Genomic DNA, 22,970 nt, shown 5'->3' with positions numbered 1-22,970 from the left:
GGCGTGGTGCATGCCGACAAAGTCACCTACATCCTCACCGATCCCAATGGCACGGTCCTGGCCGAAGCGGACGCGCAAGGCAACATCACCAAGACGTTCGACTACCGACCCTACGGTCAGCAGGCGCTAGGTCAGCCGCCGAACGGGCCGGGTTACACCGGCCACGTCAACGATCCGGATACCGACCTGGTGTACATGCAGGCGCGGTATTACGACCCGGAGGCGGGAAGGTTTTTGAGTGCGGATCCGGTAGGCCCGACGCCGGGTGATGTGTATGGGTTTAACCGGTATGTGTATGCGAACAACAATCCGATTGGCAACATTGACCCGAATGGGCGCGAAACAGGGCCAGCATACGCGGCCATCTATCGACTAGATGGCGGTGTGCCCCAAACGTACATCTCGCCCAACGACAGGGTCGGCCCTGCAATACAGGCGGGGCTAGGCGTTCTGCCCGTCGTAGGCGACGGGGTGAATATTGGCCAGGCCATTACGAATCCCTCGGCAATGAATATTGCTGCTGCTGCGGTTGGTGTATTGCCTGTGGTCGGTGGGGTTGCGGCCGATGCTGTGAAGGGTGCCTCTGCCGCAGAGCGGGCAACAGCCATCGCAGGCACGATGAGTGCGAGAACGCAACGATCTGTCACTATTGCTGTTACGGAAACTAAGGAAGGGGTGCGAGTGGTTTCCTCTAGCGAAGGCACGCTGAGGTCAGCGGCGCAAGGGGCGCTAAAGGACGGTGAAGTCGCCGGAAAAGGCGTCGCCGGTACGCATGCAGAAGTCAATGGTATTAACGTTGCTAAGGAGATGGGTTTGACACCCACCGGCACGGCCGCCAGTCGGCCGATTTGTTCGTCTTGCGCACAAGCGCTAGAGCAACATGGTGTTACCCCATTGTCACCATTGAAGCAGCAGCCATGATGTATTCGTTTGTACCAAGCGTTATCCACGCGCACCTAAAAGAGCTGGATGAAACCAGGCGCATAGCGTTCGGTGTATTTCTTTTGGAACGGGCTTTGCCCAGCTACTTTCAATTTCAAGCTGACTCGGGCGGTTTGGGCGGTGCAGAACTTCGGGCCGCCTTGGCCCAATGCTGGGCCGCACTTGAAGCGGGTTCGCGCGATGGCGCGAAGTTTGTCACTGTGGAGGCATGCGAAGAAGTATTGCCGGACTCAGAAAATTACACATCCATTTACACATCTGCGGCTATCGACGCGGCAAACATCGCTTGCTGCCTGTTGTCCTATCTTGATAGTGGCGACCTATCGAATCTAATGGAAGCGGTCCAAGCAAGATGGGATACGTTGTACCTCTTCATCCTCAACGGCACAGGCATAGACCCTGCTGTTGATGGATTTCAACAGGACATTCTCCACCACCATCTCATGCAAGAAGAGTTGCGCTTATTGCATGACGACATTGCGTATTTGCAAGCTATATCAGGCGAAGGTCCGGTCGTTCTCATTGCCGCCATTGAACGTGTCAATCAATTGGATTATCGCCGGCTACGGCTAAAGCTCTGATAGGTAATCGGGCAAAGAACATCACCATCACCTGGTCCACCGCCAACGGTGTCACCAGCTACAACGTGGAGAAGCAATTCAACGAACAACATTGGACCTCGATCTACAACGGCAGCGCTGCCACCTTCACCATCCATCCCGCCGCCAATGGCACCTACAGTTTTCGGGTGCAGGCTTGCAACGTGTATGGCTGCGGTGATTGGGGGCAATCGACCAACGTGCAATTGGAGAATGTGCCTTCCGCACCGACCTCCATCAGTGTGCCGGGCGCAAGCTTCAATCCCGTGCCGGTAAGCTGGGCCAGCAGCCTGAACGCCACCACCTATAGCCTGGAGCAAAGCATCAACGGCGGCGGTTGGGCCGTGGTGTACGACGGCGGTGGTGCCAGTGCCAATGTGGGAGTCGGCGTGTCGGGCGGCTACGTCTATCGAGTGAGAGCGTGCAACACCTACGGCTGCAGCGGCTACACCACCAGCCACACGGTGTCCGTGACTGTCCCGCCCACCTATGTCCCTAGCATCAGTGTGCCCGGCTTCAGCGCTGACGGCAGCTACACCGTAAGCTGGACTGGCGTGAACGACGCCAATCGCTATGTCTTGCAGGAACAATACAACGGTGGCGGCTGGACCACCGTACAAGATAACGGTGCCACCCATTGGAGTACCGCAGGACGCGGTGCGGGCACCTATGGCTATCAAGTCATAGCATGCAACAACGCCGGATGCGGGCCGTGGAGCAACGTCGTGACCGAAGCGGTCGAGTTGGTACCCGCTGCACCTACCGTCACGGTGAAACAAGTTTCCACAGGCCCGATGATTATGGCAACGGTCACCTGGAACGCCGTGCCCAATGCAGCGTATTACGTGGTGCAAGCAACGACCGGCTCCACCACGATGCAGATGTATTCGGGACCCGATACATCGTGGTCGGGCGGCTATGCCCAAGGCGCCGTACGCACCTTCCAAGTGAAAGCATGCAATAGCTACGGGTGTTCGCCTTGGAGCGGTTGAGTGGGCATGTGATGGTGCAAAGAAGCTGCATTGATGGAAAACAAGCGACGACAACCCGACAAGGAAAGCCATGATGAAACCATCCCTGTTGCGCGCGCTGTGGGTGCTGACGTGCCTGCTGCTCTGCGGCGTGGTGCACGCCGACAAAGTCACCTACATCCTCACCGATCCCAATGGCACGGTCCTGGCTGAAGCGGACGCGCAAGGCAACATCACCAAGACCTTCGACTACCGGCCTTACGGTCAGCAGGCGTTGGGTCAACCACCCAACGGCCCAGGTTACACGGGGCACGTGAACGATCCGGATACCGACCTGGTGTACATGCAGGCGCGGTATTACGACCCGGAGGCGGGAAGGTTTTTGAGTGTGGATCCGGTGGGGGTGCAGCCGGGTGATGTGTACGGTTTCAATCGGTATGTCTATGCAAGCAATAATCCCGTCATGCGCACGGACCCTGATGGTAGGCAGGACTATTCGGCGCAATATTTGGCCGCTTATAGCGGTTGCGCGAATACAGCTGGCTGTAAGCCTGAAGACGTCCCGAATCAAATTGCAGCGGCTCAGGCTCCAGCCGTAAGGTTGATGGGCTTTGTTCCGATAGCTAGCGACGTCCAAAATGTCACGGATGCGGTAAGCGATCCTTCTCCCCTTAATGTAGCTGTTGCTACGGTAGGCGCTCTTCCGGTTATCGGAGGAGTGGCATCAGGAGTATTGAAGGAAGCAGGTGAAGTAGCAAAAGCCGGAAAGACAGCATCGAAAATAGATCGCGCTGCCTTTAAAGCCGAGCGAGCCGCGTATTGGAAAGCGGAGGCTAAAGCCAATCCGGCGAAATATAGCGAAGAAGACCTCGCTAGAATGCAAAAAGGCGGGGCGCCCACCGGGCCAGATGGTCATCCAATGGAACTGCATCATGTCGATGGGACTCCCGAGGGTGGAGTTTCACCGATGAGCCGAACCGATCATCGTAGTGGTGACAATTACAAAGACAACCATCCATGGTTATTCAATGACAAACAATGACATATTTGAAAGCCAGGTAAATTCTGATGGAAGCCGGGCCGGTGTGTACGAGCACGATGATGATGTGGGGTACTTTTATCTTTATGACCTCACGCGCACTGAAGGCCAGAAAGTGACCGCTGCTATCCGTGTTTCCGTTGGACCATTTAGGTACAGCTTGGACGACTTGGCCATTCGATGGAGTGGCAATGAACGTTTTGTTGGTTTGTTCATCAAGAACCAGTTGTGCGCGGTATTCGATGCAAAAAGTCACGAGGCATTCGGCGGTGAATCCGAGCACAGTGGTTCGATCCCGGAGTCGATTAAGAACACCTTCAAAACGCCCTGAAAGCCCTGAGTAGTTTTCAGGCTTCGCAGATGAATAGCATGTCAAAGGCGGCGGCCAATACACCAGCAGGGATCGGAGCAACGATGGCAAAACGGGGTCACCATTTCGCCGCTCCGGTCAATAGGCAAATAGACGCCCATCTCCGATCATCGCGGAGAGGGGTGTTTCCCGTATAGCGCTGACCGACAGCTGTTGTGTTGTGTGCGGTGCCAAGATCGCACCAGTCATCGTTCTGAATCCATGCCGAAACAAAGGGGGCGGAGGTAGTTATTTAGGATTAACTACCTCCGTCTCTTTCCTCGGCGGTGCCGAAATCGTCACCAGTTCGCCCTGGTCGAGTCCGACTGCATAGCAAAAATCATTCACCCATAAACTGTACGAAGTTGAGTCTTTCACGGCGTACGCGGCAAAGCCTGCGGCCTTCAATCAGTGCGCCTGAGCAAGATCAACGCTGGTTGTGGCGTGCTTGATGGTCTCCAGCACATCGCCCATCTGAAAGCTTAGATCGGCGAAGAGACGCCCGATCATGCTGCGGTTGATGAAAAGCATGGTGTCGTGATCACCGTTGGTCGTCTCGGTGCCGGCGAGCTGCGCCATCAGAAGAAGCTTGTCGCGAATCATGCGTAGCTCGTCGTAGTCGTCTTTGGACAGCACGTAGCTTCCCGCGCTGAGCAGGTCGTAGTTGGGGTGATTCATGGGCCTATTCCATTACCGTAGGTCGCGCCACGTATTGCGCGTGGCGCGAAGGGCTACAGGAAAAATCCTGCACGTAGTGTTGGAACTTTCCGGTACCGTTTTCTACGTGTGCCCATTGTGGCCCGACGCCGTCCAGTATGAGCGGCGGTGAAGTAGTACAAATAGCGGCTTGGCGGGGTCACGCGCGAGCGTGCGTGCCGTATGATCGAACGTAACCATGATCAACATCCTAGGTTGGTTGTGGCCAGCGGATCGTTTGGGCGGCTACCCAGGCGATCCGCGCTACTTCACTCATGTCGGGCGTGCCGTAATCATCGAATCGGGATGGGCACGCCCGACGAAAGCACCTTCGCATACCTGCGACATGGTTATCTGTCAGTGCACGCGGATTTGATATTGGCGGTAATGCCGATTTTGACCGCCGCAAAAATGTCCGCCACGGGTCGGAAGCAACGGGGCTGCAAAGTCCCGGTATCGACCTGGGACTGCACGGCCAAAACAGATGTGAAGCGGGCATTCGAGATGGGGCGGGAGGATACCTTGCGTTCAGTGCAATCTGGGTTATTGGCCAGACCTGTCAAGGCGTTGGCGTAAATCCCAATCGGGGCTTCTTCAAGTTGCTGCCGCTTCACTGTGCACGTTGTGGTGCGAGCCTTGGGCCTTTTTTAAAAGTTACGCGGCCGTCTCCGCCAGCCACTCCTTGCTGATCCAGTTCACCAGCAGCGCACCGGCTTTGGCGATGCCTTCTTGCTCGCCGAGCCTTTCCACGAGCATGTCGCAAAGCCCGGCAAAGTTTCCGTCTTTCTGGATCAGCAACATCGCGGCATATTCCAGCGCATCCACCGCTTCGAGAAAGACAGTGAACTGCTGTCGCCATACGATCACGCCGGCGGTTTCCGCGAGCATCTGGCTTTCGGGCAGCGCTTCGTTTCGTTGAAAGGCCGACCAGGTATCTGCTGCATTGGTCGTCGCCGTCAAAATCTTGAGCGACGGCGCGAGACGCAACCGGGCCGCATCCCAATCGGTCTGCGCGAGCGCGTCCGGCGTCAGCGCATCGCCATCGACCGCCACGAACGCTTGCGCAAGCGCGAGTTCGATGCGCGCCAGCTCGCGCACGTCCGGGTTGTCGGGATAGAGCGACGTCAGCGTTCCGTCGAAGTCGCCGCTGTAGGCGTCGAGCGTCCACGCATGCGGCGGGTGGCTGTCGATATGGGCGATGGCCGCGGCCAGAAACGCTTCTTCGCCGAGCCATGTACGGACGTGCGGGTAGCTCGCTTCCAGACAACTGATCAGCTGGACGCGATAGTTGTTCTGATAGACGTTCAACCCGGCGCTGGAGCCGCCGCTCAGGCGCGATGCCGCATCGTCCGATGCGGTCACGAGCCAAGATCGAAAATCGCGTTGCATATCGGCGAGTTTCATGCCGCCACCGCCTTGCGCGCCCACGCATCGATATCGCCGATGCTCCGCGCGATCGCCAGTTCGTCGAGCAGATCCTTGAGCGGCGGAATGTTGCCGTCGCGCTCGATCATGGTCGCGACCGGCCCGGTCAGCGCGATGGCTTTCGCGTAGAGCGCCCAGACCTCGTCGCAAACGGGGCTGTCGTGCGTATCGATCAGCAGCTCGCTGCCCTCGCTGTGTCCGGCGAGATGGATCTGCCGCACGCGATCGGCTGGAATGCCATGAAGGTAGGCGTGCGCGTCGAAACCGTGATTGGTGGCGCTCACGAAAATGTTGTTGACGTCGAGCAGCAGGCCGCAGCCGGTGCGCTTGCTCATCGCGTCGAGAAATTCCCATTCGGTCATCGCGGCATCGCCGAAGGCGATGTAGCTGGACGGATTTTCGAACAGCATGGCGCGGCCCAATACATCCTGCGCCCTGTGGATATTGGCGCAGACGATGTCCAGCGCCTCTTCGGTGTAGGGCACTGGCAGCAGATCGTGCGAATTGAAGCGATCGATGCGAGACCAGCTCAAATGATCGGAGACAAAAAGCGGCTCGATCTCGTCCGCCAGCGATTTCAATGTGCGCAGATACTCTGTCTTCAGGCCATCGGCGGAACCGATCGACATCGACACGCCGTGCAGCACCACCGGGTGACGTTCGCGTATCCGGCGAAGAATGTCGCGCGGCTGGCCGCCTTCGACCATGAAGTTCTCGGAGATGACCTCGACAAAATCGACGCGCACACGGGTGTCGAGGAAGTCGCGGTAGTGCTCCCGGCGCAAGCCGAGTCCATAACCTGCAAACGTGGATAGTGACGTGGACATCGCGTGGCTCCTGGACTGAAGAGTGAAGGGCTGGACCCGCGCCGTGCGGGTCCAGCCGGATCGATTACTTGCCTTGCGGTTCGGTCAGCGTGCCGCCCGCAGCGACGCATGCGCTCGGTGCCTTCACGACGACGCCCTGGCCTTTGCAATCGTTGAGGCCCTTGCAGTCGTGCTTGGCGGTGGCGCAGAGGCTTTGGCCCTTGCAGGTGTTGACGCCGTAGCAGCGGCCCGGCTGTTCCTTCTGCACGGACTGATCGGCGGCGTGCGCGGTGACGTGCACCGAGGCGAGGGCGAGCGCGACGACGGCTGCGGCAGCGGCGAAGCTGTTGCGGGACTTGGAGACGAGAGTGTTCATGATGTTTTCCTTGGGTTGAGTGTGTTGGGGACAGTGAGTAAACGCGGGGTTATTTCAGGCTCTGCGCCGCTTCTTCGATGACTTGCGCAACCTGTTCCGGCTGCGACATGAAAACGAGATGGCTGCCCTTGATCTCGGTGATCTTGGAACCGGCACGCTGGTACATCGAGCGCTGCAGATCGGGGCTGTAGAAATGGTCTTCGGTGGCGACGACCGCCCAGCTGGGCTTGTTGCGCCATGCCGCGACGCCGGCGGCGTGGCGCAGCGCGGCGACGGTTCCCGGTACCTGCGAGATCGCCATGAAGTTGGTGCGGTTCGCGGTGAGGTCGCCGCCGAGATCCGCGCCGAATTTCTTCTGGTCGACCACGATGTAGCCGTCGAAGGACGTTTGCAGATCGCTGCTGGGCTCGGGCATGGATTCGACGAGCTGCAGCACGCTTTCGCCTACGCTCGGCGCCACGGCAGCGACATAAACCAGGCCCTTGACCTTGTCGCGGTTGCCGGCCTCGCTGATCACGGCGCCGCCGTAATCGCTGCCGACCAGCAAGGTCGGACCGTCTTGCTTGCGAAGCTGCCGAAACACTGCGTCGGCGTCATTGGGCAGCGATTCGATGTGCGGCTGCACCACGCTCACGGTGTAGCCCTTGTGGATCAGGATGTCGTGCACGACGTGCCAGCCCGAGCCATCCACGAAAGCACCGGGAACGATCACGATGTTCTTGATGCCGGTTGGTGCGGGAGGCGTGGTGTCGGCGGCGAAGGCGGGGCTGGCCGCCGCCAACATGAGAGCTATCAAACTCAACGATTTACGCATGGGGTTTTTCCTCGGGGGAATTGCTATGAAAGAACGGATGTTTGGTGCGGCGATCAGCGCGACAGCGACCAGCCGCGGCGCAGGCGATCCAGCGACCACGTGCCGCCGCCGCGAGCGACGAGAGGCAGCAGCAGGCCGGCCCAGCTCAAGTGCGTGGGCCACGCATCGGGGTACACGAACACTTCGATCACCGTAGTCATGCCGAGCAGCGCGAGCGCGGAAGCCCGCGTGAACAAGCCCAGCACCAGCAACACGGGGAACAGATGTTCCGCGCCGGTCGATATGCGCGCCGCCCAATCGGATGGGATCAGCGGCAGCGCGTATTCGTTGGCGAACAAGTCATAGGTGGATGGCTTGATCGTCAGGAAACCTTCGACTTTCGTGCGTCCCGACTGGAAGAACACGGCGGCGATGCCGAGGCGCGCGACAAGCAGCAGCAAGTTGTCGGGCACGATGCGCGACAGCCACGTTGTCGGTGCGCTATCGCGAGGTTCGCTCACCGCGAACTTCGTCGAGGCGATTTCCATGCTGCGCGAGCTCATGACTTGGCCTGCAGCGAGCCGAAACCCTTCGGCGTCTTGATCGTGGTGCAGGTGCCCTTGGGGACCAGAATCCAGGCGTTGCCCTGGTAGTCGGCCTTGGCGGTACCCGCGCAGGTCGTGCCCGGGCCGGCGGCGCAATCGTTCTTGCCGGCGCCTGCCACGCCGTAGCATTTCTCCATCGCCGGCTTCGCCGAGCTGGACGTGGCATGTGCGCTGGTCGCCAGCGTTGCCAGTGAGAAGGCCAGTGCGGCGGCCATGGTTGCGTAGGTGCTTTTCATGAATGTCTCCGTGAATGAGTGAGTGAAGTCAGATGTGGGCGCCGCTCAGACGGCGGTGATGACGGCGTTGATGTTTCCGCGCGTCGCCTTCGAGTACGGGCAGATCTGGTGCGCGCGATCGGCGATGGACTGGGCGAGGGCGAGGTCGAGTCCCGGCAGGCTCACCTGCAGGCGGGCCGAAATGGAGAAGCCTTCTTCGGGGGCGTTGTTCAGATCCACTTCGGCGGCCACTGAAGCGTCGGCGGGAAGACGGATGCCCAATTCCTGCGCGGCGCGACCTATCGCGCCAATGAAGCAGGCGGACCAGCCGGCGGCGAACAGCTGCTCCGGATTGGTGCCGGTGCCGGCGGAGCCGGGCAGCGAGAGCTTGATGTCCAGGCGGTTGTCGCTGCTGCGCGACTGGCCGTCGCGGCCACCGGTGGTGACGGTCTGGGCGGTATAGAGAACGGTGTTGTTAGACATGGTGGGTTTCCTGAGTGAAAGGCCATTCGCCCCGGGCGGGCGGCGAGGAGTCGGCCGGTGTGCATAGGAAACCGTCGTGGCGTATCCCGGATGTGTCGCGCGGAGCGCCAAAAAGCATCGGAATGTGTAGCGGGCGGCGCTGGATACGTTCCGATACAAAACCGGCCGATCCCGGGCGGCTGGCGGCGCGATGCCGTTGTACAAACGGATACAAAAAGCCGGTTTGGCGGACACGTCCCGGATAACTGAGGCCCGTCAAATAGCGGCCAAGGCAACGCGCACTGGCGCCGCCATCCACTCTGACGAGGCAAACCCCATGACTTTCCTGCGTATCGCCATCGCCCTGGCCGCCCTGGCTTCGGCGCTGCTGGCCTACTGGCCCGACGCGTGGACCACCACGGCCAGCGCCCAGGAATCGGTCGCCCAGGCGGCGGATTTCACCGGCGCGGACCGCTGGTACAACTCCCAGCCGCTGACGATGGCCGGACTTCGCGGCAAGGTCGTGCTGGTCGAGTTCTGGACGCGCGAATGCATCAACTGCATCCACGTACTGCCGCACACCAAGGAGCTGTATGAGAAATACGGCAAGGACGGCCTGGTGGTCGTGGGCGTCCACACGCCCGAGTACGACGAAGAACGCGATCCGGCCACGCTTCAATCGGCGATCCGCCAGCTCGAGATCACCTGGCCGGTTGCGGTGGATAATGAATCGCGCATCTGGAACGCCTACGGCAACCACTTCTGGCCGGCGCTTTATCTCATCGATCAGAACGGTCGCGTGGTGTACAGCCACATAGGTGAGGGAAACTATGTCGAGACCGAACAGCGCGTGCGACAGTTGCTTGGCAAAGCACCGTAAGACGTCACCGCAACCCAACCTTTTGGATGAATCACATGGATCACGTCGACCACATCCTCGTCGTCGATGACGATCACGACATTCGCACCGGTGTCGTGGACTATCTACGCAAGAACGGCCTGCGCGCGAGCGCGGCCGTCGACGGGCGCGACATGTTCGCGCAGCTCGACACCTCGGCGTTCGACCTGATCGTGCTCGACATCATGATGCCGGGCGACGACGGCCTGGTGCTGTGCCGCACGCTGCGCAGCGGCAAGCATCGCGCCGTGCCGATCCTGCTGCTCACCGCGCGCGACGACGAAACCGATCGCATCATCGGCCTGGAGATGGGCGCGGACGATTACGTGGTCAAGCCGTTCTCGCCGCGCGAACTGCTGGCGCGCATCAAGGCGGTGATCCGGCGCACGCGCATGCTGCCGCCCAATCTGCGCATCACGGAGACGAGCGACACGTTGTCCTTCGGCCGTTGGCGCCTGGATACTACCGCGCGTCACTTGATCGATGAGGACGGCACCATCGTTGCGCTGAGCGGTGCCGAATTCCGCCTGCTGCGCGTGTTTCTGGATCATCCGCAGCGCGTGCTGTCGCGCGACCAACTGCTCAATCTGACGCAGGGCAGAGATGCGGAGCTTTTCGACCGCTCCATCGATCTGCTGGTGAGTCGCTTGCGAACCCGCCTCGACGACAAGGCGAAAGACCAGACCTATATCAAGACGGTGCGCAGCGAAGGCTATGTGTTCAGCATGCCGGTGACGGTGCACGGGGACGACGCATGAGCGGTCTGGCATCGATGGCATCGAAGCGCTGGTTGCCGCGCAGCATGGCGTCGCGTCTCTATCTGATCATCCTGGCGGGTTTGCTGCTGGCGCAAGGCCTTTCCATGGCGCTGCAGTCCTACGAGCGTTACCAAAGCGCCGTATCGGTGATGCTCAATACCGTCGAACATGAGGTAGGCACGTCGGTCGCGATACTGGACCGACTGCCTGCGCAGGAACGCCCCAACTGGCTCGGTCGTCTTCAGCGCGACAATTACCGCTTCCTGCTGGGTACGGGCGAGCCTGGCAAGCCGCTGGCTTCCGAGCGTTCGCGCGAGGTCATTCGCCGCATCGCCAGAGAGGTCGGTCCCGATTACCACGTATACGGCGACAACATCTCGGTAAAACCGGAACGCTACCAGGTGCATCTCACCTTGCATGACGGTTCGCCGCTCACGCTGGAAGTCACGCCGTACATGGCACCCGTGGCGTCGTGGCTTCCTGTCGTGCTGACGTTGCAACTGCTGCTGCTGCTCGTGTGCACGTGGGCGGCGGTTCGGTTTGCGACACGGCCGTTGACGCAGCTGGCGCAAGCCGCCGATTCGATGACGCCGACCGCCGACGGGCCGCGCATGAGCGAGAAAGGTCCCACCGAAGTGGCGCATGCCGCCGTGGCTTTCAACACCATGCAGGAGCGTGTCGCGCGTCATCTCAAGGAACGCTTGCATATCCTGGCCTCGATCTCGCACGACCTGCAGACGCCGATCACGCGCATGCGGCTTCGCGCCGAGAATCTGGACGAGGGCGAAGAACGCAAAAAAATCCTTCGCGATCTGCACGAGATGGAGCATCTCGTGCGGGAAGGCGTGGCCTATGCCCGCAGCGCGCACGGCGGCGCGGAGACGCCGGTGCGCATGAACGTGGAAGCATTTCTCGAAAGCCTGGTGTTCGACTACCAGGATGTCGGCAAGCCAGTCACGCTGTCCGATTCCATCGACGGCGCTGCGATGGTGCGTCAGCAGGCGTTGCGCCGTGTATTGGGCAATCTGGTCGACAACGCGATCAAGTATGGCGGTGCCGCCGAAGTCGGCGCGTGGCGAAATGCGCAGGGCGCACTGTGCATCGCCGTATCGGATCGTGGTCCGGGCATCCCCGAAGAAGAACTGGAACAGGTGCTTCAGCCGTTCTATCGCCTGGAAGCATCGCGCAACCGCGATACCGGCGGTGCGGGACTTGGGCTGGCGATCGCGGCACAACTTACGCGAGCGATCGGCGGAAACCTCACGCTGGCCAATCGAGAGGGTGGCGGGTTGGTGGCGACCGTCACCTTGTCTTGAGCGGAAACCATCGTGGCGACATCGTTGCAGCGTTGCATCCTCTTGCGCACGCGATTTCGTCGATTCGCCGCATTCGTGCAAAATGGAGTCATACCCAGATGCGGAGTGTGGCGCCGTGACGCAACCACGTGAGCTATTGAAGGCGGCCGATATCGAGGCGATGAGCGCCAGGCGTTCGGAGCATACGTTGAATCCCAATGCGATCCGGCACATGAAGTCCGTCGGCGACGTCACGGGATTGACGCAACTGGGCGTGCATATCATTACCCTCATGCCCGGCCACGAATCGTCGGAATATCACCGTCACCTTTACGAGGAAGAGTGCCTGTACATGCTTTCCGGTCGTGGGGAGGCGTTGATCGACGATCGGCGGCATCACATCGGCGCCGGCGATTTTCTCGGTTTTCCCCGGCGAGGCGCCGCGCATGTCTTGGCCAATACCGGGAGCGAGCCCCTCGTATTCCTGGTCGTCGGGCAGCGACTGGAGCACGATGTCTGCGATTACCCCCACAAGGGCATGCGGCTGTACATGGCGGGCGAAGACGAGACGTACGCCAAGCTATGAGACCTTCTTCATCCTGATCGCCCAAAAACCGCAAGCGCTCTTTCAATAAGGTTACTCGTCGTGTCGCATTATTCCGGTCCCCTGCTCACGCGCTCCATCGGCGAGGCGCTGCTTGCCGCGCACGATATCGGCACGAGCGAATGGATCGGCTCGCTGGATCTGGGGCGTTCAAGTGGCAGCGCACTGCTGCAGTCGGACGCCTGGCAGTGGAAAGGGCAGCGCTACCCGTATCCGAACAAGCTGAAAGACCGCACGATTTATTACTGGGATGGCGACGAATTTTCGTCGGTGTCGCGATTTTCGGGCTCCCTGATCAAGCTGGTGCCCACCGAATGGGGTGCGCCCACCTTCGAGATCGACGGCATCAAGATGCTGCCCACGTCGAAGGAATCGCCGTTCGAGGACGCGCGCCGCAAGGTGGCCTTGGTCGAGCCGCGCGGCAAGGTGCTGCTCGATACCTGCGGCGGTTTGGGTTATTTCGCTGCCTGTTGTCTGGAAGCTGGCGTGGCGCGCATCCACTCCTTCGAAAAGAATCCGGATGTATTGTGGTTGCGCACGCTCAATCCATGGTCGCCGGATCCTGGCGAGCCCGCCCACGGCGGTCGCCTGCAACTCACCCATGCGGACGTGTCGCAGGCGATCGCGCAGATCGCCGACGCTTCCGTGGACGCGCTGCTGCACGATCCGCCGCGCTTCGGCATCGCCGGCGAACTCTACTCGCAGGTTTTCTACGATCAACTTGCGCGCGTGATCCGTCGCGGCGGACGCCTGTTTCATTACACGGGCAGCCCCAACAAGCTCACCAGCGATCGCGACGTTCCGCGCGAAGTGGCGAAACGCCTGGAAAAGGCGGGCTTCAAGGCGCAACTCGCGCTCGACGGCGTGCTGGCGACGCGCCGCTAGTTCAGCTGCCGCCTTCTACTCGATCACATGCGGCACGAAGCGCGAGGTGTCGCGCGTGATCAGCGTGGCATCTTCGCGGATGCCCATGCCTGCCGGCGTATCCCCCACCACCCAGCTGCCGATCAGCGGATAACCGCCCGCGAAGCGGGGCAGCGGATGAAACGCCTGCCGAATCGCGGGGCTCTTCGTGTATCGCCCAGGCGAGCTGATCTGTTCGCCATCAGGCAACGTGATGTCGACATTGGCACCCTCGCGCGAGAACAGCGGCTTGCGCACCCATCCCGGTGCCAACGCTGCGGTTCGATCGTCGTCGAAAAAAGCGGGCAGTAAATGGGGATGGCCGGGATGGCGTTCCCACAGCAAGGGCAGGATGCCCTTGTTGCTCAGCACGGCCTTCCACGGCGGCTCGATCAACTGCATGCCCGCGCGAGGAAGGTAAGGGCCATATCGGTCGGCAAACAGATATTCGAGCGGATACAGCTTGAACAGGGAGCCGATCACCTTGTCTTGCAGATCGGTAAAGGTGCCTTGCCGCGACAGACCGATGTCTTCGATGGCAATCGTCTCGCCGTGGACGCCGGCCTGGATCGCGCAGTCGCGGAGGTATTCGATGGTGCCCTGGTCTTCCGCGCTGTTGCGCGCGGCGGCGAAATAGAACGGCCGGCGCAGCGATTTGCCGAACGTGGCGAAGGCAAGGATCAGCAGCTCCTGCAACTGGTTGTACTGATCCGTATTCCCGGCTAGCACACCGCGCTGTTGTTGCTCTTCCAGCCATATCCACTGGAAGAATGCAGCTTCGTAAACGGAAGTCGGCGTGTCGTAGTTCAGTTCGTAGAGCTTTGCGGGCCCGCGGCCGTCGTACACCAGATCCATGCGTCCGTAGAGATGCGGTTGCCGGCGGCGCCACGAATCGGCGATCCAATCCCAATAGGGTTCGGGTATCGCCAATCTGGTCAGCAAAGCTTCGCTTGCGACGATATCGCCGACCAGGGACATGGCGAGCTGATGAAGTTCGGCGGTCGGCGCCTCGATGTCGCGCTCGATCTGCTGCAGCGTAAATGCGTAATAGGCGGATTCATCCCAATAGGGTTCGCCGTTGATGGAATGAAACCGAAAACCGTACCGCTCGGCGGTTGCCTGCCAGTCGCCGCGTGGTTCAACCGTTACACGCTTCACTCGCCATGCCCGCCTTCGCCTTCGCCGTGACCTTCGCCACCGAACCCGCCGCGTCCGATCGTGTCGCCTTCGCCGGCGGTTTCACCCGACGAAATCGAGTGCCACCCACCCGGGCCGGTTGAATAGATGCGGCCGTAGTGGGCCGAATAGTAACTATCGTCGCGCTTGTGAAACACGGGGCCGGCCGGATAAAAGCTGGTGACGCGATCGTGCACGACACGACCGACCAGGAAACCGTACATCGCCGGGTGCCACGTAGAAGTGCCGTCCCAGTTATCGGTTTCCTCGCAGGTGTCGTTGTCATACTGTTGCGCGCACTGGTCGCGGTTTGGAAATGACGGCGCGGCGCGCGGCGCTTCGGCCGAGGCCTGATTCTGCGCTTGCTGACAGATCGGAGCAGGGACACCGCCTTCGGCGCAATTGTCCAGCGTGGTAAACATCTGCTGGCTCTTCTGGGTGTTGTCGCAAGCGCTGAGAAACAGCGGCGTTAATCCCATGACGACAAGCGATGCCGTTCTGGATCGTTTCATGTCGTTCCTTGAATTCCCCCGGTGGTGAGGCGATTCTAAGCCACGGTGAAAGTGTCGCAAGAGCCCGCCGCCAAAGACCACCGTCGCGAGGTTGACGATATGCCTAAACTCCGCTCAGGTTTGGAAGGGCATGCGGCAGGCAATGCCGTTGGACGGCATGGTTCTTCCGTGGAGCCATTCTGGAGCCAAGTGCCGGTTTTCGATCTCATGCGAATGTCGCGCAAAGTGTTCATGCTTGTGCAGATCTATTCCAGGTCCACGGCGAAGCACCTGACTTAGATGCCAGTCTCCGCACCACCCAAGGTGAAAAAATGAAAATTACATTCACGAAGATAGTGAGGCTGGCGGGCAAGGCAGTGCTGTTCATTCTCGTTGCCGCAGGCGTGGTGCTTCTGCTCGCAGAACGCTTTCAGGAAACGTCGTTGATGAACTTCATACGTTCCATGATGTGAATAGGCTGGCGTCTGCTTCCGATCCAAAGCGGTCGCACTAGAATGGCTCCCATCCTGTTAAACCTTAAGCCAGATGCGCTACTTATCTCTTCTGCTTCTTGGTCCCTGGCTCGTCCTTTTAGCCTGGGCCTATTGGGTGGCCTGCAAGCGCTCTCGCGTGACTTGGCGGCACGGGGTGTACGACATGGTGGTCATCGTCGTCGCGTTAGCCGCTGCATACGGATGTGCCCTGGCGGCCTACGATGACATCGCTATCCAAAACGTCGGAAACTTTGGGCGGGAAAGCGGCAGCATCTGGAAGCAGGTCATGCCGGCCCTGTACGGCTACGGCGCTTTCGCTGCGGTGATGGTGGTTGGGGTAGTGGCGAGGTTTCTTTTCCGACGACGCAGGCGCGATCTGTTGAGCCGATAGGTCGAACGTCTCGTCATCGGGATTTCCAGGGGCGGCGGAAACGCCAGGGCGAAAACAAATTGTGGATCAGTGGACGAATAGCCATGAAGGCGATTTACGGTATCGCGGTTCTCTGTGCATGGTTCATCAGCGTCAACGCGGTTGCATCGACATGCGCCTCGCCAGGGCAGCCGGCGAGCATTTCGGTAACGGGACATCCATTTTCGGCGGTTGCTTCGGCAGATAACTGCTGGCTGTTCGTTTCCGTCACCGGCGATGAGAAAGCCGGCTCCGTTCTTGTCCTGCACAACAAGGATGGTGCCTTCGAACCGGACCACGCCGTTCCCTTGAAAAGAAGCGCGCGAGGCGAGTCGCTGTCCCGCGACGGACGCCTGCTGGCGGTCGCTGGCGGCGATGCGACATCCCTATTGGATGTTTCCCGGCTCGAACATGGCGGCAACGACGCATTGCTCGGGGCGTTGCCCGATGGCTCCGGTTCGGGCGCCGTCTACGCCGCGATCACGCCCGATGCAAAGACGCTTTTCGTATCCGACGAATATGCGAAGCAGATCAGCGTGTTCGATCTCGCCAAAGCACAAAGCGCCGGTTTCGACGGCAGCGCCTTGATCGGACGCATCCCCGCTGCGAACTTCCCCGTGGGTCTAGCCGTTTCGCCCGACGGACATTGGTTGTATGCGACGACCCAGCGAGGTCCCGACACCATGGCGCCGATCTGCAACCCCGAGCAGAAGAGGGGGCAAATGCATCCACAAGGGCTCTTGATGAGGATCGATGTTGCAAAGGCCGAGGTGGACCCTGCTCATGCCATCGTCTCCGTCCTGCCTGCCGGCTGCAATCCGGTGCGTGTTGCCGTATCGCCTGGTGGAACGGAATTATGGGTGACGGCGCGTGGTGGCAATGAGTTGTTGAGATTCCTTATCGACGGATGGCTGGAGGGAACCGAGCACGCCAAGGTTGGGCACTTCCCATTGGGACCCAGCCCGGTGGGTGTAGCCATTCGTCAGGATGGCAAGCAGGTCTGGGTGGCTTTATCGAGCCGTTTCGGTGGCGACAAACCTGGACAATTGGCGGGGCTTGGCGGTCTGCAAGGAGCATCGCAGCTGAAGCAGATGTCGATATCCGCAGCGGGCTTTCCGCGCGAGGTGTCCTTTCTCCCCGATGGTCGGACTCTGGTGGCGACCTTGTTCGACGCCAATCAGGTGCAGTTCGTGCCTACGCCGGATGAGTGAACGGCATCGCCGTTGTAACGCGTGTCAGGCGCGTGCCGGTTGCGTGTGACGAGTTCGAATCCATTGATTCAGTCCTGCACACAGCACGAGCAGTGCGCCGGTCACGAAAAACACATCGTGCAGGCCGATGCGCGCGCCGATCTGTCCGCCGATCAGCGGGCCGATCACTTGTCCGGCGAACTGCGAAGATTGCAGATAGCCGAGCGTTTTGCCGGTGTGGCGTTCGTCCACCGCCTGACGTACCAGTTTGGCGATGGAAGGAAGCAGGCCCGCGATCGTCATGCCCATCACCACGCGCAAAAGGGCCAGCTGCCACCATTGCGTGACGAAGGCCTGCGGCACCATCACCAGGCCGGTCGCCAGCAGACAGCCGATGATGACTTTCCAGCTGCCGACGCGATCGGCGAGCGCGCCCAGGCGCGCGGCGGTCAGCATGCTGCCCAGGGCGGAAGCCGCCATCACGATGCCGGCCGTGCGCGCAAGACGATCGGCGGGCACGGCGAGTTGCCCGATGTACACGGTGATGATGGGTTCGATGGACATGTTGGCCAGCAGCACCATCATCGCCGTCACCAGCAATGCACCGAGTACGCCGTATTGAACAGGGTTCGATGATGCCGCGTGCGTGGAGGCCCGGTGCCTTGCGTCCGATTGGCGATCGAAATCCTCTCGAACCAGGAAGATCGTCGCCGCCGCGGCGACCGCGATGATGGCGCCGCCGACAAAAAACGTTCCGCGAATGCCCACCCATGTCGGCAGAAAGCCACCTACCAGTGGTCCCACCAGATTGCCGGTCAGGGCACCGGTGGACAAAACGCCAAGCGCCCAGCCGGATCGTTCGCGCGGCACCTGCGTGCCGATCATCACGATGGAGGCCGAAGCGTAACCGCCGACCAGTCCCGCGATCAGGCGCAGCGCCACCAGCTGGTAAACATCGTGCGCGACACCGATCAGCGACATCACCACCGCCATGCCGAGCGCGGCACGTACCAGCATCGGCTTGCGGCCGTATCGATCGGCCAGATGACCCCACAGTGGCGCCGTGACGGCCGTGCCGAGGAAGGTTGCCCCGAACGCCACGCCGGACCATTGAATGACTGCGGACGACGATGCGATACCCAGTTGCTGTACGTACAGCGGAAGAAAGGGCAGCAGCATGCTGAGGCTGACCAGCGTGGTGAACGATCCGAACACGCACACCACAAGATTGCGTCGCCAGTAGGAAGCGTTGCGTTCCACATAGCCGAGACGAGGTGCATCATTGGCCTGAGCTGACATCGTCATCGCCTCTCACCAAAGCCTTCGTTGCGCGCTTGCGCGTGCGTCGTCGCTACAAAAGGAAACGAGGTTGCGCAGCGGGCTGCGCAACCAGAGGAGTTACTTTTTCCCGGCTTGCTTCTGCTTTCGCAACTCGGGAACAGGCAGTCCGCCCCAGCCCCAGTTCTCCAGCTCCACTTCTTCGATCACGACGAATGTGGAATCGAGCGGCTTGTTCAGAACATCCAGCAACAACTGGCTGGTGCCCTTGATCAAGGCGGCCTTCTCTTCGACAGTGACGGCACTGCGTCCGGGACCCGAACCCTCGCGGGTGATCTTGATGTTGACGATAGGCATGATCGTTCACCTCGTTGTGATCGGAGGCGGGCGTTGCGCTCGCCTCCGGGGGCGTCAGTGACCGGCGCTCTGGCCGCCGTCGACGTGCAGGATCTCGCCCGTGACGAAGCCGGCGGATTCGAGATACAGCACGCCGTCGACGATGTCGCTGATCTCGCCCATGCGGCCGACCGGATGCAGCCCGGCCAGTGCGCCGTGCGTTTCCGGACTATGCATCGGCGTCTTGATCACGCCCGGCGCCACCGCATTCACGCGAATGCCGCGCTTGGCATATTCGATGGCCAGGGACTTGGTCGCCGAATTCAGGCCGCCCTTGGTGAGCGAAGCCAGCACGGACGGCACGCCATCAATCGCGTATTCGGCCAGCGTGGTGGTGATGTTCACGACGTGGCCGCTGCCCTGCTTTTCCATCTCGGCGATGGCGAGCTGCGTGATGTGGAAGAAACCGTTGACGTTGACCGAGAGCACGTTCGCATAGTCTTCCGCCGTGTAGGCGGTGAACGGCTTGGCGATGAAGACGCCGGCGTTGTTCACCAGCGTGTCGACGCGGCCGAAGCGCGACAGGGCTTCCTTGACGAGACGCTCGGCCACGGCGCGATCGCCGATGTCGCCGGGAATGGCGATAACGTCCGGATCGCTCGACGGCTTGATGGAACGCGAATTGGCGATGACGCGATAGTCGCGGTCGCGATAGGCCTTGACCAGGGCCGCGCCGATACCCTGCGAGGCACCGGTGACGATGGCAACTTTACGTGGGCTGTTCATGATGTCTATCACTCGAAGATTGGAGGAGGCCAGCTTGATGCTGATCGGGCCGGCGGCACCGATGGCTCCAATCTAGGAGTGCACGAACGCGATGCGAATCCCTGCTATTCGGCAGACACTCTTCCGCGCCGCGGTGGAATCGGCTGTTCCGGCGGGGTTTCGGCGTCCTTGGCCAGACACGCAAATTGCGTGCGAAGGCGCGGCAGGGCGAAGTCGACGAACGCGCGGACCTTGGGTACGGAAAGACGTCCATACGGCGAAACGAGATGCACCGGAAAGGGCGAAGGCTCCGCATCGGCAAGCACGATGCGAAGCAATCCCTGCCTGATTTCGGGCGCTACGTGATAGGAAAGCAGGCGCGAAATGCCGTGGCCTTCGACCACCGATGAAATCGCGGCGCGCACGTTGTTCACCACCAGGCGTGGCGAGAACGACACCGCGAGCGGCACGGATGAACCGTCCTGGGAAGGAAACGTCCACGAGTCCTGCCCCATGTGCTGCATGGCAATGATGTGGTGCTTGGCGAGGTCTCCCGGCTCGGCGATGCGAGGGTGCGTCGCCAGGTAACGAGGCGAGGCCACGATAACCCGGCGAACTTCACCGATGCGGTGCGCGATCAGCGTCGAATCGGCAAGGTGCGAGATGCGCAAGGCCAGATCCATGCCCTCGTCGATGAGATTGACCGCGCGTTCCAGCAGATACAGGCGCACATTCACCGTCGGGTACTGCTCCATGAATGCGTCGACGATCGGCCGCAATACTTCCACGCCGGAAAATACGGTGGCGGTGATCGTCAAGGTGCCGCGCGGCACGGACTTCTCGCCCGCAGCCTGCCGGTCGGCCTCCTCCAGATCCGTCAGCATCTTTCTGCACGCGGTAGCGTAGCGTTCGCCCGCTTCGCTCAGCTTGATGGAGCGTGTGGTCCGATGCAGCAGCGGTACGCCGACGTGCGCTTCCAGAAATGCGATGGCCCTGCTTACCGCGGCGGCCGAACGGCCCGTCCTGCGGCTGGCTCCGGCAAGGCTGCCCTCGTCGAGCGCCGCAACGAAGACTTTCATGGCATCAATGCGGTCCATAAGCGGTGCCTCGCGGATAGGCCATGGAAGTCAGGGCACCGGCAAGTTTGCTACAAATCTCCCGGATCGGGGTAGGTGTAGTCGACGCCCTTGAGGGTGGACGCATCATGCTCGTGGATCACCACGGTGACGTACTTGGGGTCGGCACCGAGCGTCAGCTGCGTCGCTTCCGTGAGTTCGCGCATGAGCCGGTGTTTCTGCAGGTCCGACAAACCGCGCTTGATGTGGCATTGGATAAGTGGCATGGCATGTTTTCCAGGCGCGAATCAGCCGTTGCTCGAAGCGCGGACAACGTCAGGCAAGTGCTCGCCGTTTTCCACGAAGTTGAAACCGCGGTTTTCGTGGATGACCAGAAACACATTCTCGCGCGGCTCGCCGGTGGTGCGGCTGACGGCATCGAGCAGTGCCGATGCAAGCTTGCGCAGTTGGTCGTCGGTGCGTCCGTTGCGCAAATCGATGGTGAGCATGGCCATGACGGCCTCCTTGGGTTTCGATGGCAGCCTCGGCGTGGCACACATTCGCCGCGGACATCGGCGCGAATGCCGATACCCGATCGATGCCACTCGTCGAGGGGTTCAAACAAGCATCAATGCGCGCGCGTGGCCGCGCTTATGAATTCGATGACGCAAATTCGGTCGAACGGCTGAGCACTTCCCAGGTGTCGATTTCATCGCTCAATGCGGCAAGCTGTTTTCGCACGAGGGACAGCGCGTCGTCGCCAAGCAACAGGTGTACGGGCGGATGCTCCGCGTCGATCAACGCCAGCAGCACCTGTGCCGCAAGGGCTGGATCGCCGGCCTGTTTGCCGCTCTTGTCGTGGCGTGCGTTCCTGATGGGATCGAACAGCGCGTCGTAGTCGGCGATGGAACGCTCGCTGCGAATCATCGAGCGGCCCGCCCAGTCGGTGCGAAAGGAACCGGGCGCCAGCGCCGTCACCTTGATGCCGAATGGCGCGACCTCTTTGGCGAGCACACCCGTGATGCCCTCGATCGCGAACTTGCTGCCGGCGTAATAGGCAATGCCTGCGAGCGGCGCATAGCCGGCCATCGAGGACAGGTTGATGATGTGCCCGGAGCGTCGTTCGCGCATGCCCGGCAACACGGCCTTGATCATGGCGACGGTGCCGAAGACGTTGACATCGAACTGGTGGCGCATGGCCTCCAGCGGCGATTCCTCGAGCACGCCTTCGTGGCCGTAGCCGGCGTTGTTGACCAGCACATCGATATGCCCGAATTCGGCGAGGATCGAAGCCACCGCGCCGTCGATGGCATCGAAGTGCGTGACGTCGAGCAGCACCGCACGCGCGCGTCGGGGATGGATGGCTTCGAATGCCGCGATATCGCTCTCGCTACGCACGGTCCCCACCACCGTATGGCCGGCAGCGACCGCCGCTTCGGAAAAAGCGCGACCGAAGCCGCTGCTTACGCCGGTTATCAGCAAGACCTTGTTGGTTTCGCGGTCCATGGTAGTCCTAGGCCGCCGGCGTACAGGCGAATTCGATGCGCAGGCCACCGGGCTCGCGCACGATACAATGCATTTTCGGGCCCGAACGCACCGGCTGCGGTGCGAATTCGACCACCACGCCAGGCCAATTCGAGACACGCTCATAGAGGCTTTCGAGCTTGGCAAGACTTTCCACTTTGAACGCAACGTGGTGCAGTCCCACATTTTTCCGGCGATCGAACGTCGTATAGCCGCCGGACTTGTCGACCTGCCATAGCGTCAGCAGACCATGTCCGTCGGAAACGAACTTCGCCGGATAGTCGGGCCTCTCGCCGACAACCTTCCAACCCAGGCACTCGACGAAAAAGCCGCACGTCAATTCGAGATCGCTCACCGCAAGCCCAAGGTGATCGATACCCGATGTCAAAGCATTCTGGTCCTGCATGAAAGCTGTTCCTGATGACCTGATAGTCGATGAGATACGCAAGCCAGCCATGCGCCGTCTCTTGTTGCGAACCAGCCTAGGAGAAACAGGCAGGCCTGCGAAGATGCCCT

At 60.8% G+C, this 22,970-nt stretch carries 31 protein-coding genes; 13 read left to right on the top strand and 18 right to left on the bottom strand.

Going from position 1 to position 22,970, the window contains the following annotated elements; all coding sequences use genetic code 11:
* The 5 genes from DWU99_RS16355 to DWU99_RS16335 all read left to right on the top strand — a co-directional run.
* Window positions 1-921: RHS repeat-associated core domain-containing protein (locus DWU99_RS16355; protein WP_199535826.1), on the top strand; the 921-nt coding region annotated here is incomplete at its 5' end.
* Window positions 918-1,523: a DUF416 family protein gene (locus DWU99_RS16350; protein WP_115479136.1), complete on the top strand. Its 606-nt coding sequence runs from the start codon at window positions 918-920 to the stop codon at window positions 1,521-1,523. The genes DWU99_RS16355 and DWU99_RS16350, both read left to right, overlap by 4 nt.
* 65 nt (window positions 1,524-1,588) lie before the next feature.
* Window positions 1,589-2,533 carry a phage tail protein gene (locus DWU99_RS16345; protein ID WP_115479135.1) on the top strand — a complete coding sequence of 315 codons (945 nt, stop codon included), beginning with the start codon at window positions 1,589-1,591 and terminating at the stop codon, window positions 2,531-2,533.
* Between the two features lie 73 nt (window positions 2,534-2,606).
* Window positions 2,607-3,554, top strand: coding sequence for an RHS repeat-associated core domain-containing protein (locus tag DWU99_RS16340; RefSeq protein ID WP_233511183.1), 948 nt, complete (start codon window positions 2,607-2,609; stop codon window positions 3,552-3,554).
* Window positions 3,541-3,882 carry a DUF2251 domain-containing protein gene (locus DWU99_RS16335; RefSeq protein ID WP_115479133.1) on the top strand — a complete coding sequence of 114 codons (342 nt, stop codon included), beginning with the start codon at window positions 3,541-3,543 and terminating at the stop codon, window positions 3,880-3,882. Before DWU99_RS16340 ends, DWU99_RS16335 begins: the two co-directional genes overlap by 14 nt.
* A gap of 426 nt (window positions 3,883-4,308) precedes the next feature.
* On the opposite strand, the gene DWU99_RS16330 is transcribed toward DWU99_RS16335, so the two are convergent.
* The 8 genes from DWU99_RS16330 to DWU99_RS16290 form a co-directional block, all read right to left on the bottom strand.
* Window positions 4,309-4,578 carry an XAC0095 family protein gene (locus tag DWU99_RS16330; protein WP_115479132.1) on the bottom strand — a complete coding sequence of 90 codons (270 nt, stop codon included), beginning with the start codon at window positions 4,576-4,578 and terminating at the stop codon, window positions 4,309-4,311.
* A 672-nt stretch (window positions 4,579-5,250) separates the two neighbouring features.
* Window positions 5,251-6,000 (bottom strand): HvfC/BufC N-terminal domain-containing protein, encoded by a 750-nt coding sequence (locus DWU99_RS16320; protein ID WP_115479207.1) that lies wholly within the window; start codon window positions 5,998-6,000, stop codon window positions 5,251-5,253.
* Window positions 5,997-6,848, bottom strand: a complete 852-nt coding sequence (gene bufB / locus DWU99_RS16315) for an MNIO family bufferin maturase (RefSeq protein ID WP_115479130.1) — start codon at window positions 6,846-6,848, stop codon at window positions 5,997-5,999. Before bufB ends, DWU99_RS16320 begins: the two co-directional genes overlap by 4 nt.
* 64 nt (window positions 6,849-6,912) lie before the next feature.
* Window positions 6,913-7,203, bottom strand: coding sequence for a BufA2 family periplasmic bufferin-type metallophore (bufA2, locus tag DWU99_RS16310; RefSeq protein ID WP_115479129.1), 291 nt, complete (start codon window positions 7,201-7,203; stop codon window positions 6,913-6,915).
* 49 nt (window positions 7,204-7,252) lie between these two features.
* Window positions 7,253-8,017, bottom strand: coding sequence for an alpha/beta fold hydrolase (locus tag DWU99_RS16305; protein ID WP_115479128.1), 765 nt, complete (start codon window positions 8,015-8,017; stop codon window positions 7,253-7,255).
* A gap of 53 nt (window positions 8,018-8,070) precedes the next feature.
* Window positions 8,071-8,559 (bottom strand): DoxX family protein, encoded by a 489-nt coding sequence (locus DWU99_RS16300; protein WP_199535825.1) that lies wholly within the window; start codon window positions 8,557-8,559, stop codon window positions 8,071-8,073.
* Complete coding sequence (locus tag DWU99_RS16295) at window positions 8,556-8,837, bottom strand: BufA1 family periplasmic bufferin-type metallophore (protein ID WP_115479127.1); 282 nt, start codon at window positions 8,835-8,837, stop codon at window positions 8,556-8,558. Before DWU99_RS16295 ends, DWU99_RS16300 begins: the two co-directional genes overlap by 4 nt.
* A 45-nt stretch (window positions 8,838-8,882) precedes the next feature.
* Window positions 8,883-9,299, bottom strand: coding sequence for an organic hydroperoxide resistance protein (locus DWU99_RS16290; protein ID WP_115479126.1), 417 nt, complete (start codon window positions 9,297-9,299; stop codon window positions 8,883-8,885).
* Between the two features lie 316 nt (window positions 9,300-9,615).
* On the opposite strand from DWU99_RS16290, the gene DWU99_RS16285 reads away from it, so the two are divergent.
* The 5 genes from DWU99_RS16285 to DWU99_RS16265 all read left to right on the top strand — a co-directional run bounded on the left by DWU99_RS16285 (window position 9,616) and on the right by DWU99_RS16265 (window position 13,718).
* A complete protein-coding gene (locus tag DWU99_RS16285) occupies window positions 9,616-10,158 on the top strand; it encodes a redoxin domain-containing protein (RefSeq protein ID WP_115479125.1) in 543 nt (180 codons plus the stop codon).
* 35 nt (window positions 10,159-10,193) lie between these two features.
* The gene (locus DWU99_RS16280; protein ID WP_115479124.1) at window positions 10,194-10,934 is read left to right on the top strand and encodes a response regulator; all 741 of its coding nucleotides are present in this window, start codon (window positions 10,194-10,196) and stop codon (window positions 10,932-10,934) included.
* Entirely contained in the window at window positions 10,931-12,250 is a 1,320-nt protein-coding gene (locus DWU99_RS16275) for a sensor histidine kinase (protein ID WP_233511182.1), read from the top strand. The genes DWU99_RS16280 and DWU99_RS16275 overlap by 4 nt, the downstream gene beginning before the upstream one ends.
* 115 nt (window positions 12,251-12,365) lie before the next feature.
* On the top strand, window positions 12,366-12,815 hold the full coding sequence (locus DWU99_RS16270) for a cupin domain-containing protein (RefSeq protein WP_199535824.1): 450 nt from the start codon (window positions 12,366-12,368) through the stop codon (window positions 12,813-12,815).
* Window positions 12,816-12,875: 60 nt separating this feature from the next.
* A complete protein-coding gene (locus DWU99_RS16265) occupies window positions 12,876-13,718 on the top strand; it encodes a class I SAM-dependent methyltransferase (protein WP_115479122.1) in 843 nt (280 codons plus the stop codon).
* 15 nt (window positions 13,719-13,733) lie between these two features.
* Here the strand turns inward: DWU99_RS16265 and DWU99_RS16260 are convergent, their stop codons facing one another.
* On the bottom strand, window positions 13,734-14,894 hold the full coding sequence (locus DWU99_RS16260; RefSeq protein WP_115479121.1) for a glutathionylspermidine synthase family protein: 1,161 nt from the start codon (window positions 14,892-14,894) through the stop codon (window positions 13,734-13,736).
* A complete protein-coding gene (locus DWU99_RS16255; protein ID WP_115479120.1) occupies window positions 14,891-15,424 on the bottom strand; it encodes a DUF1190 domain-containing protein in 534 nt (177 codons plus the stop codon). The genes DWU99_RS16260 and DWU99_RS16255 overlap by 4 nt, the downstream gene beginning before the upstream one ends.
* Window positions 15,425-15,735: 311 nt before the next feature.
* On the opposite strand from DWU99_RS16255, the gene DWU99_RS21040 reads away from it, so the two are divergent.
* The 3 genes from DWU99_RS21040 (at window position 15,736) to DWU99_RS16245 (ending at window position 17,517) form a co-directional block, all read left to right on the top strand.
* A complete protein-coding gene (locus DWU99_RS21040) occupies window positions 15,736-15,876 on the top strand; it encodes a hypothetical protein (protein ID WP_158543319.1) in 141 nt (46 codons plus the stop codon).
* A gap of 184 nt (window positions 15,877-16,060) precedes the next feature.
* Entirely contained in the window at window positions 16,061-16,288 is a 228-nt protein-coding gene (locus DWU99_RS16250; protein WP_147292952.1) for a hypothetical protein, read from the top strand.
* 83 nt (window positions 16,289-16,371) lie between these two features.
* Complete coding sequence (locus DWU99_RS16245) at window positions 16,372-17,517, top strand: YncE family protein (RefSeq protein ID WP_115479118.1); 1,146 nt, start codon at window positions 16,372-16,374, stop codon at window positions 17,515-17,517.
* 24 nt (window positions 17,518-17,541) lie between these two features.
* Here DWU99_RS16245 and DWU99_RS16240 read toward each other — a convergent pair whose 3' ends face one another.
* The 8 genes from DWU99_RS16240 to DWU99_RS16205 form a co-directional block, all read right to left on the bottom strand.
* Window positions 17,542-18,801: an MFS transporter gene (locus DWU99_RS16240; RefSeq protein ID WP_115479117.1), complete on the bottom strand. Its 1,260-nt coding sequence runs from the start codon at window positions 18,799-18,801 to the stop codon at window positions 17,542-17,544.
* A 93-nt stretch (window positions 18,802-18,894) separates the two neighbouring features.
* On the bottom strand, window positions 18,895-19,131 hold the full coding sequence (locus DWU99_RS16235) for a tautomerase family protein (protein WP_115479116.1): 237 nt from the start codon (window positions 19,129-19,131) through the stop codon (window positions 18,895-18,897).
* A 54-nt stretch (window positions 19,132-19,185) separates the two neighbouring features.
* Window positions 19,186-19,896, bottom strand: coding sequence for an SDR family NAD(P)-dependent oxidoreductase (locus DWU99_RS16230; RefSeq protein WP_115479115.1), 711 nt, complete (start codon window positions 19,894-19,896; stop codon window positions 19,186-19,188).
* A gap of 104 nt (window positions 19,897-20,000) precedes the next feature.
* Window positions 20,001-20,954 (bottom strand): LysR family transcriptional regulator, encoded by a 954-nt coding sequence (locus tag DWU99_RS16225; RefSeq protein WP_233511181.1) that lies wholly within the window; start codon window positions 20,952-20,954, stop codon window positions 20,001-20,003.
* 68 nt (window positions 20,955-21,022) lie between these two features.
* Window positions 21,023-21,217 carry a tautomerase family protein gene (locus tag DWU99_RS16220; protein ID WP_115479113.1) on the bottom strand — a complete coding sequence of 65 codons (195 nt, stop codon included), beginning with the start codon at window positions 21,215-21,217 and terminating at the stop codon, window positions 21,023-21,025.
* A gap of 21 nt (window positions 21,218-21,238) precedes the next feature.
* Window positions 21,239-21,445, bottom strand: a complete 207-nt coding sequence (locus DWU99_RS16215) for a tautomerase family protein (RefSeq protein ID WP_115479112.1) — start codon at window positions 21,443-21,445, stop codon at window positions 21,239-21,241.
* 136 nt (window positions 21,446-21,581) lie between these two features.
* Window positions 21,582-22,436: an oxidoreductase gene (locus DWU99_RS16210; protein ID WP_115479111.1), complete on the bottom strand. Its 855-nt coding sequence runs from the start codon at window positions 22,434-22,436 to the stop codon at window positions 21,582-21,584.
* A 7-nt stretch (window positions 22,437-22,443) separates the two neighbouring features.
* The gene (locus DWU99_RS16205; RefSeq protein WP_115479110.1) at window positions 22,444-22,860 is read right to left on the bottom strand and encodes a VOC family protein; all 417 of its coding nucleotides are present in this window, start codon (window positions 22,858-22,860) and stop codon (window positions 22,444-22,446) included.
* Window positions 22,861-22,970: the final 110 nt, after the last annotated feature.

It is taken from the genome of Dyella psychrodurans (assembly GCF_003363265.1).
GTDB classification, from domain to species: domain Bacteria; phylum Pseudomonadota; class Gammaproteobacteria; order Xanthomonadales; family Rhodanobacteraceae; genus Dyella_B; species Dyella_B psychrodurans.
Note: the sequence above shows the minus strand (reverse complement) of the source record. Positions and strands in the feature narration are given on the sequence as shown.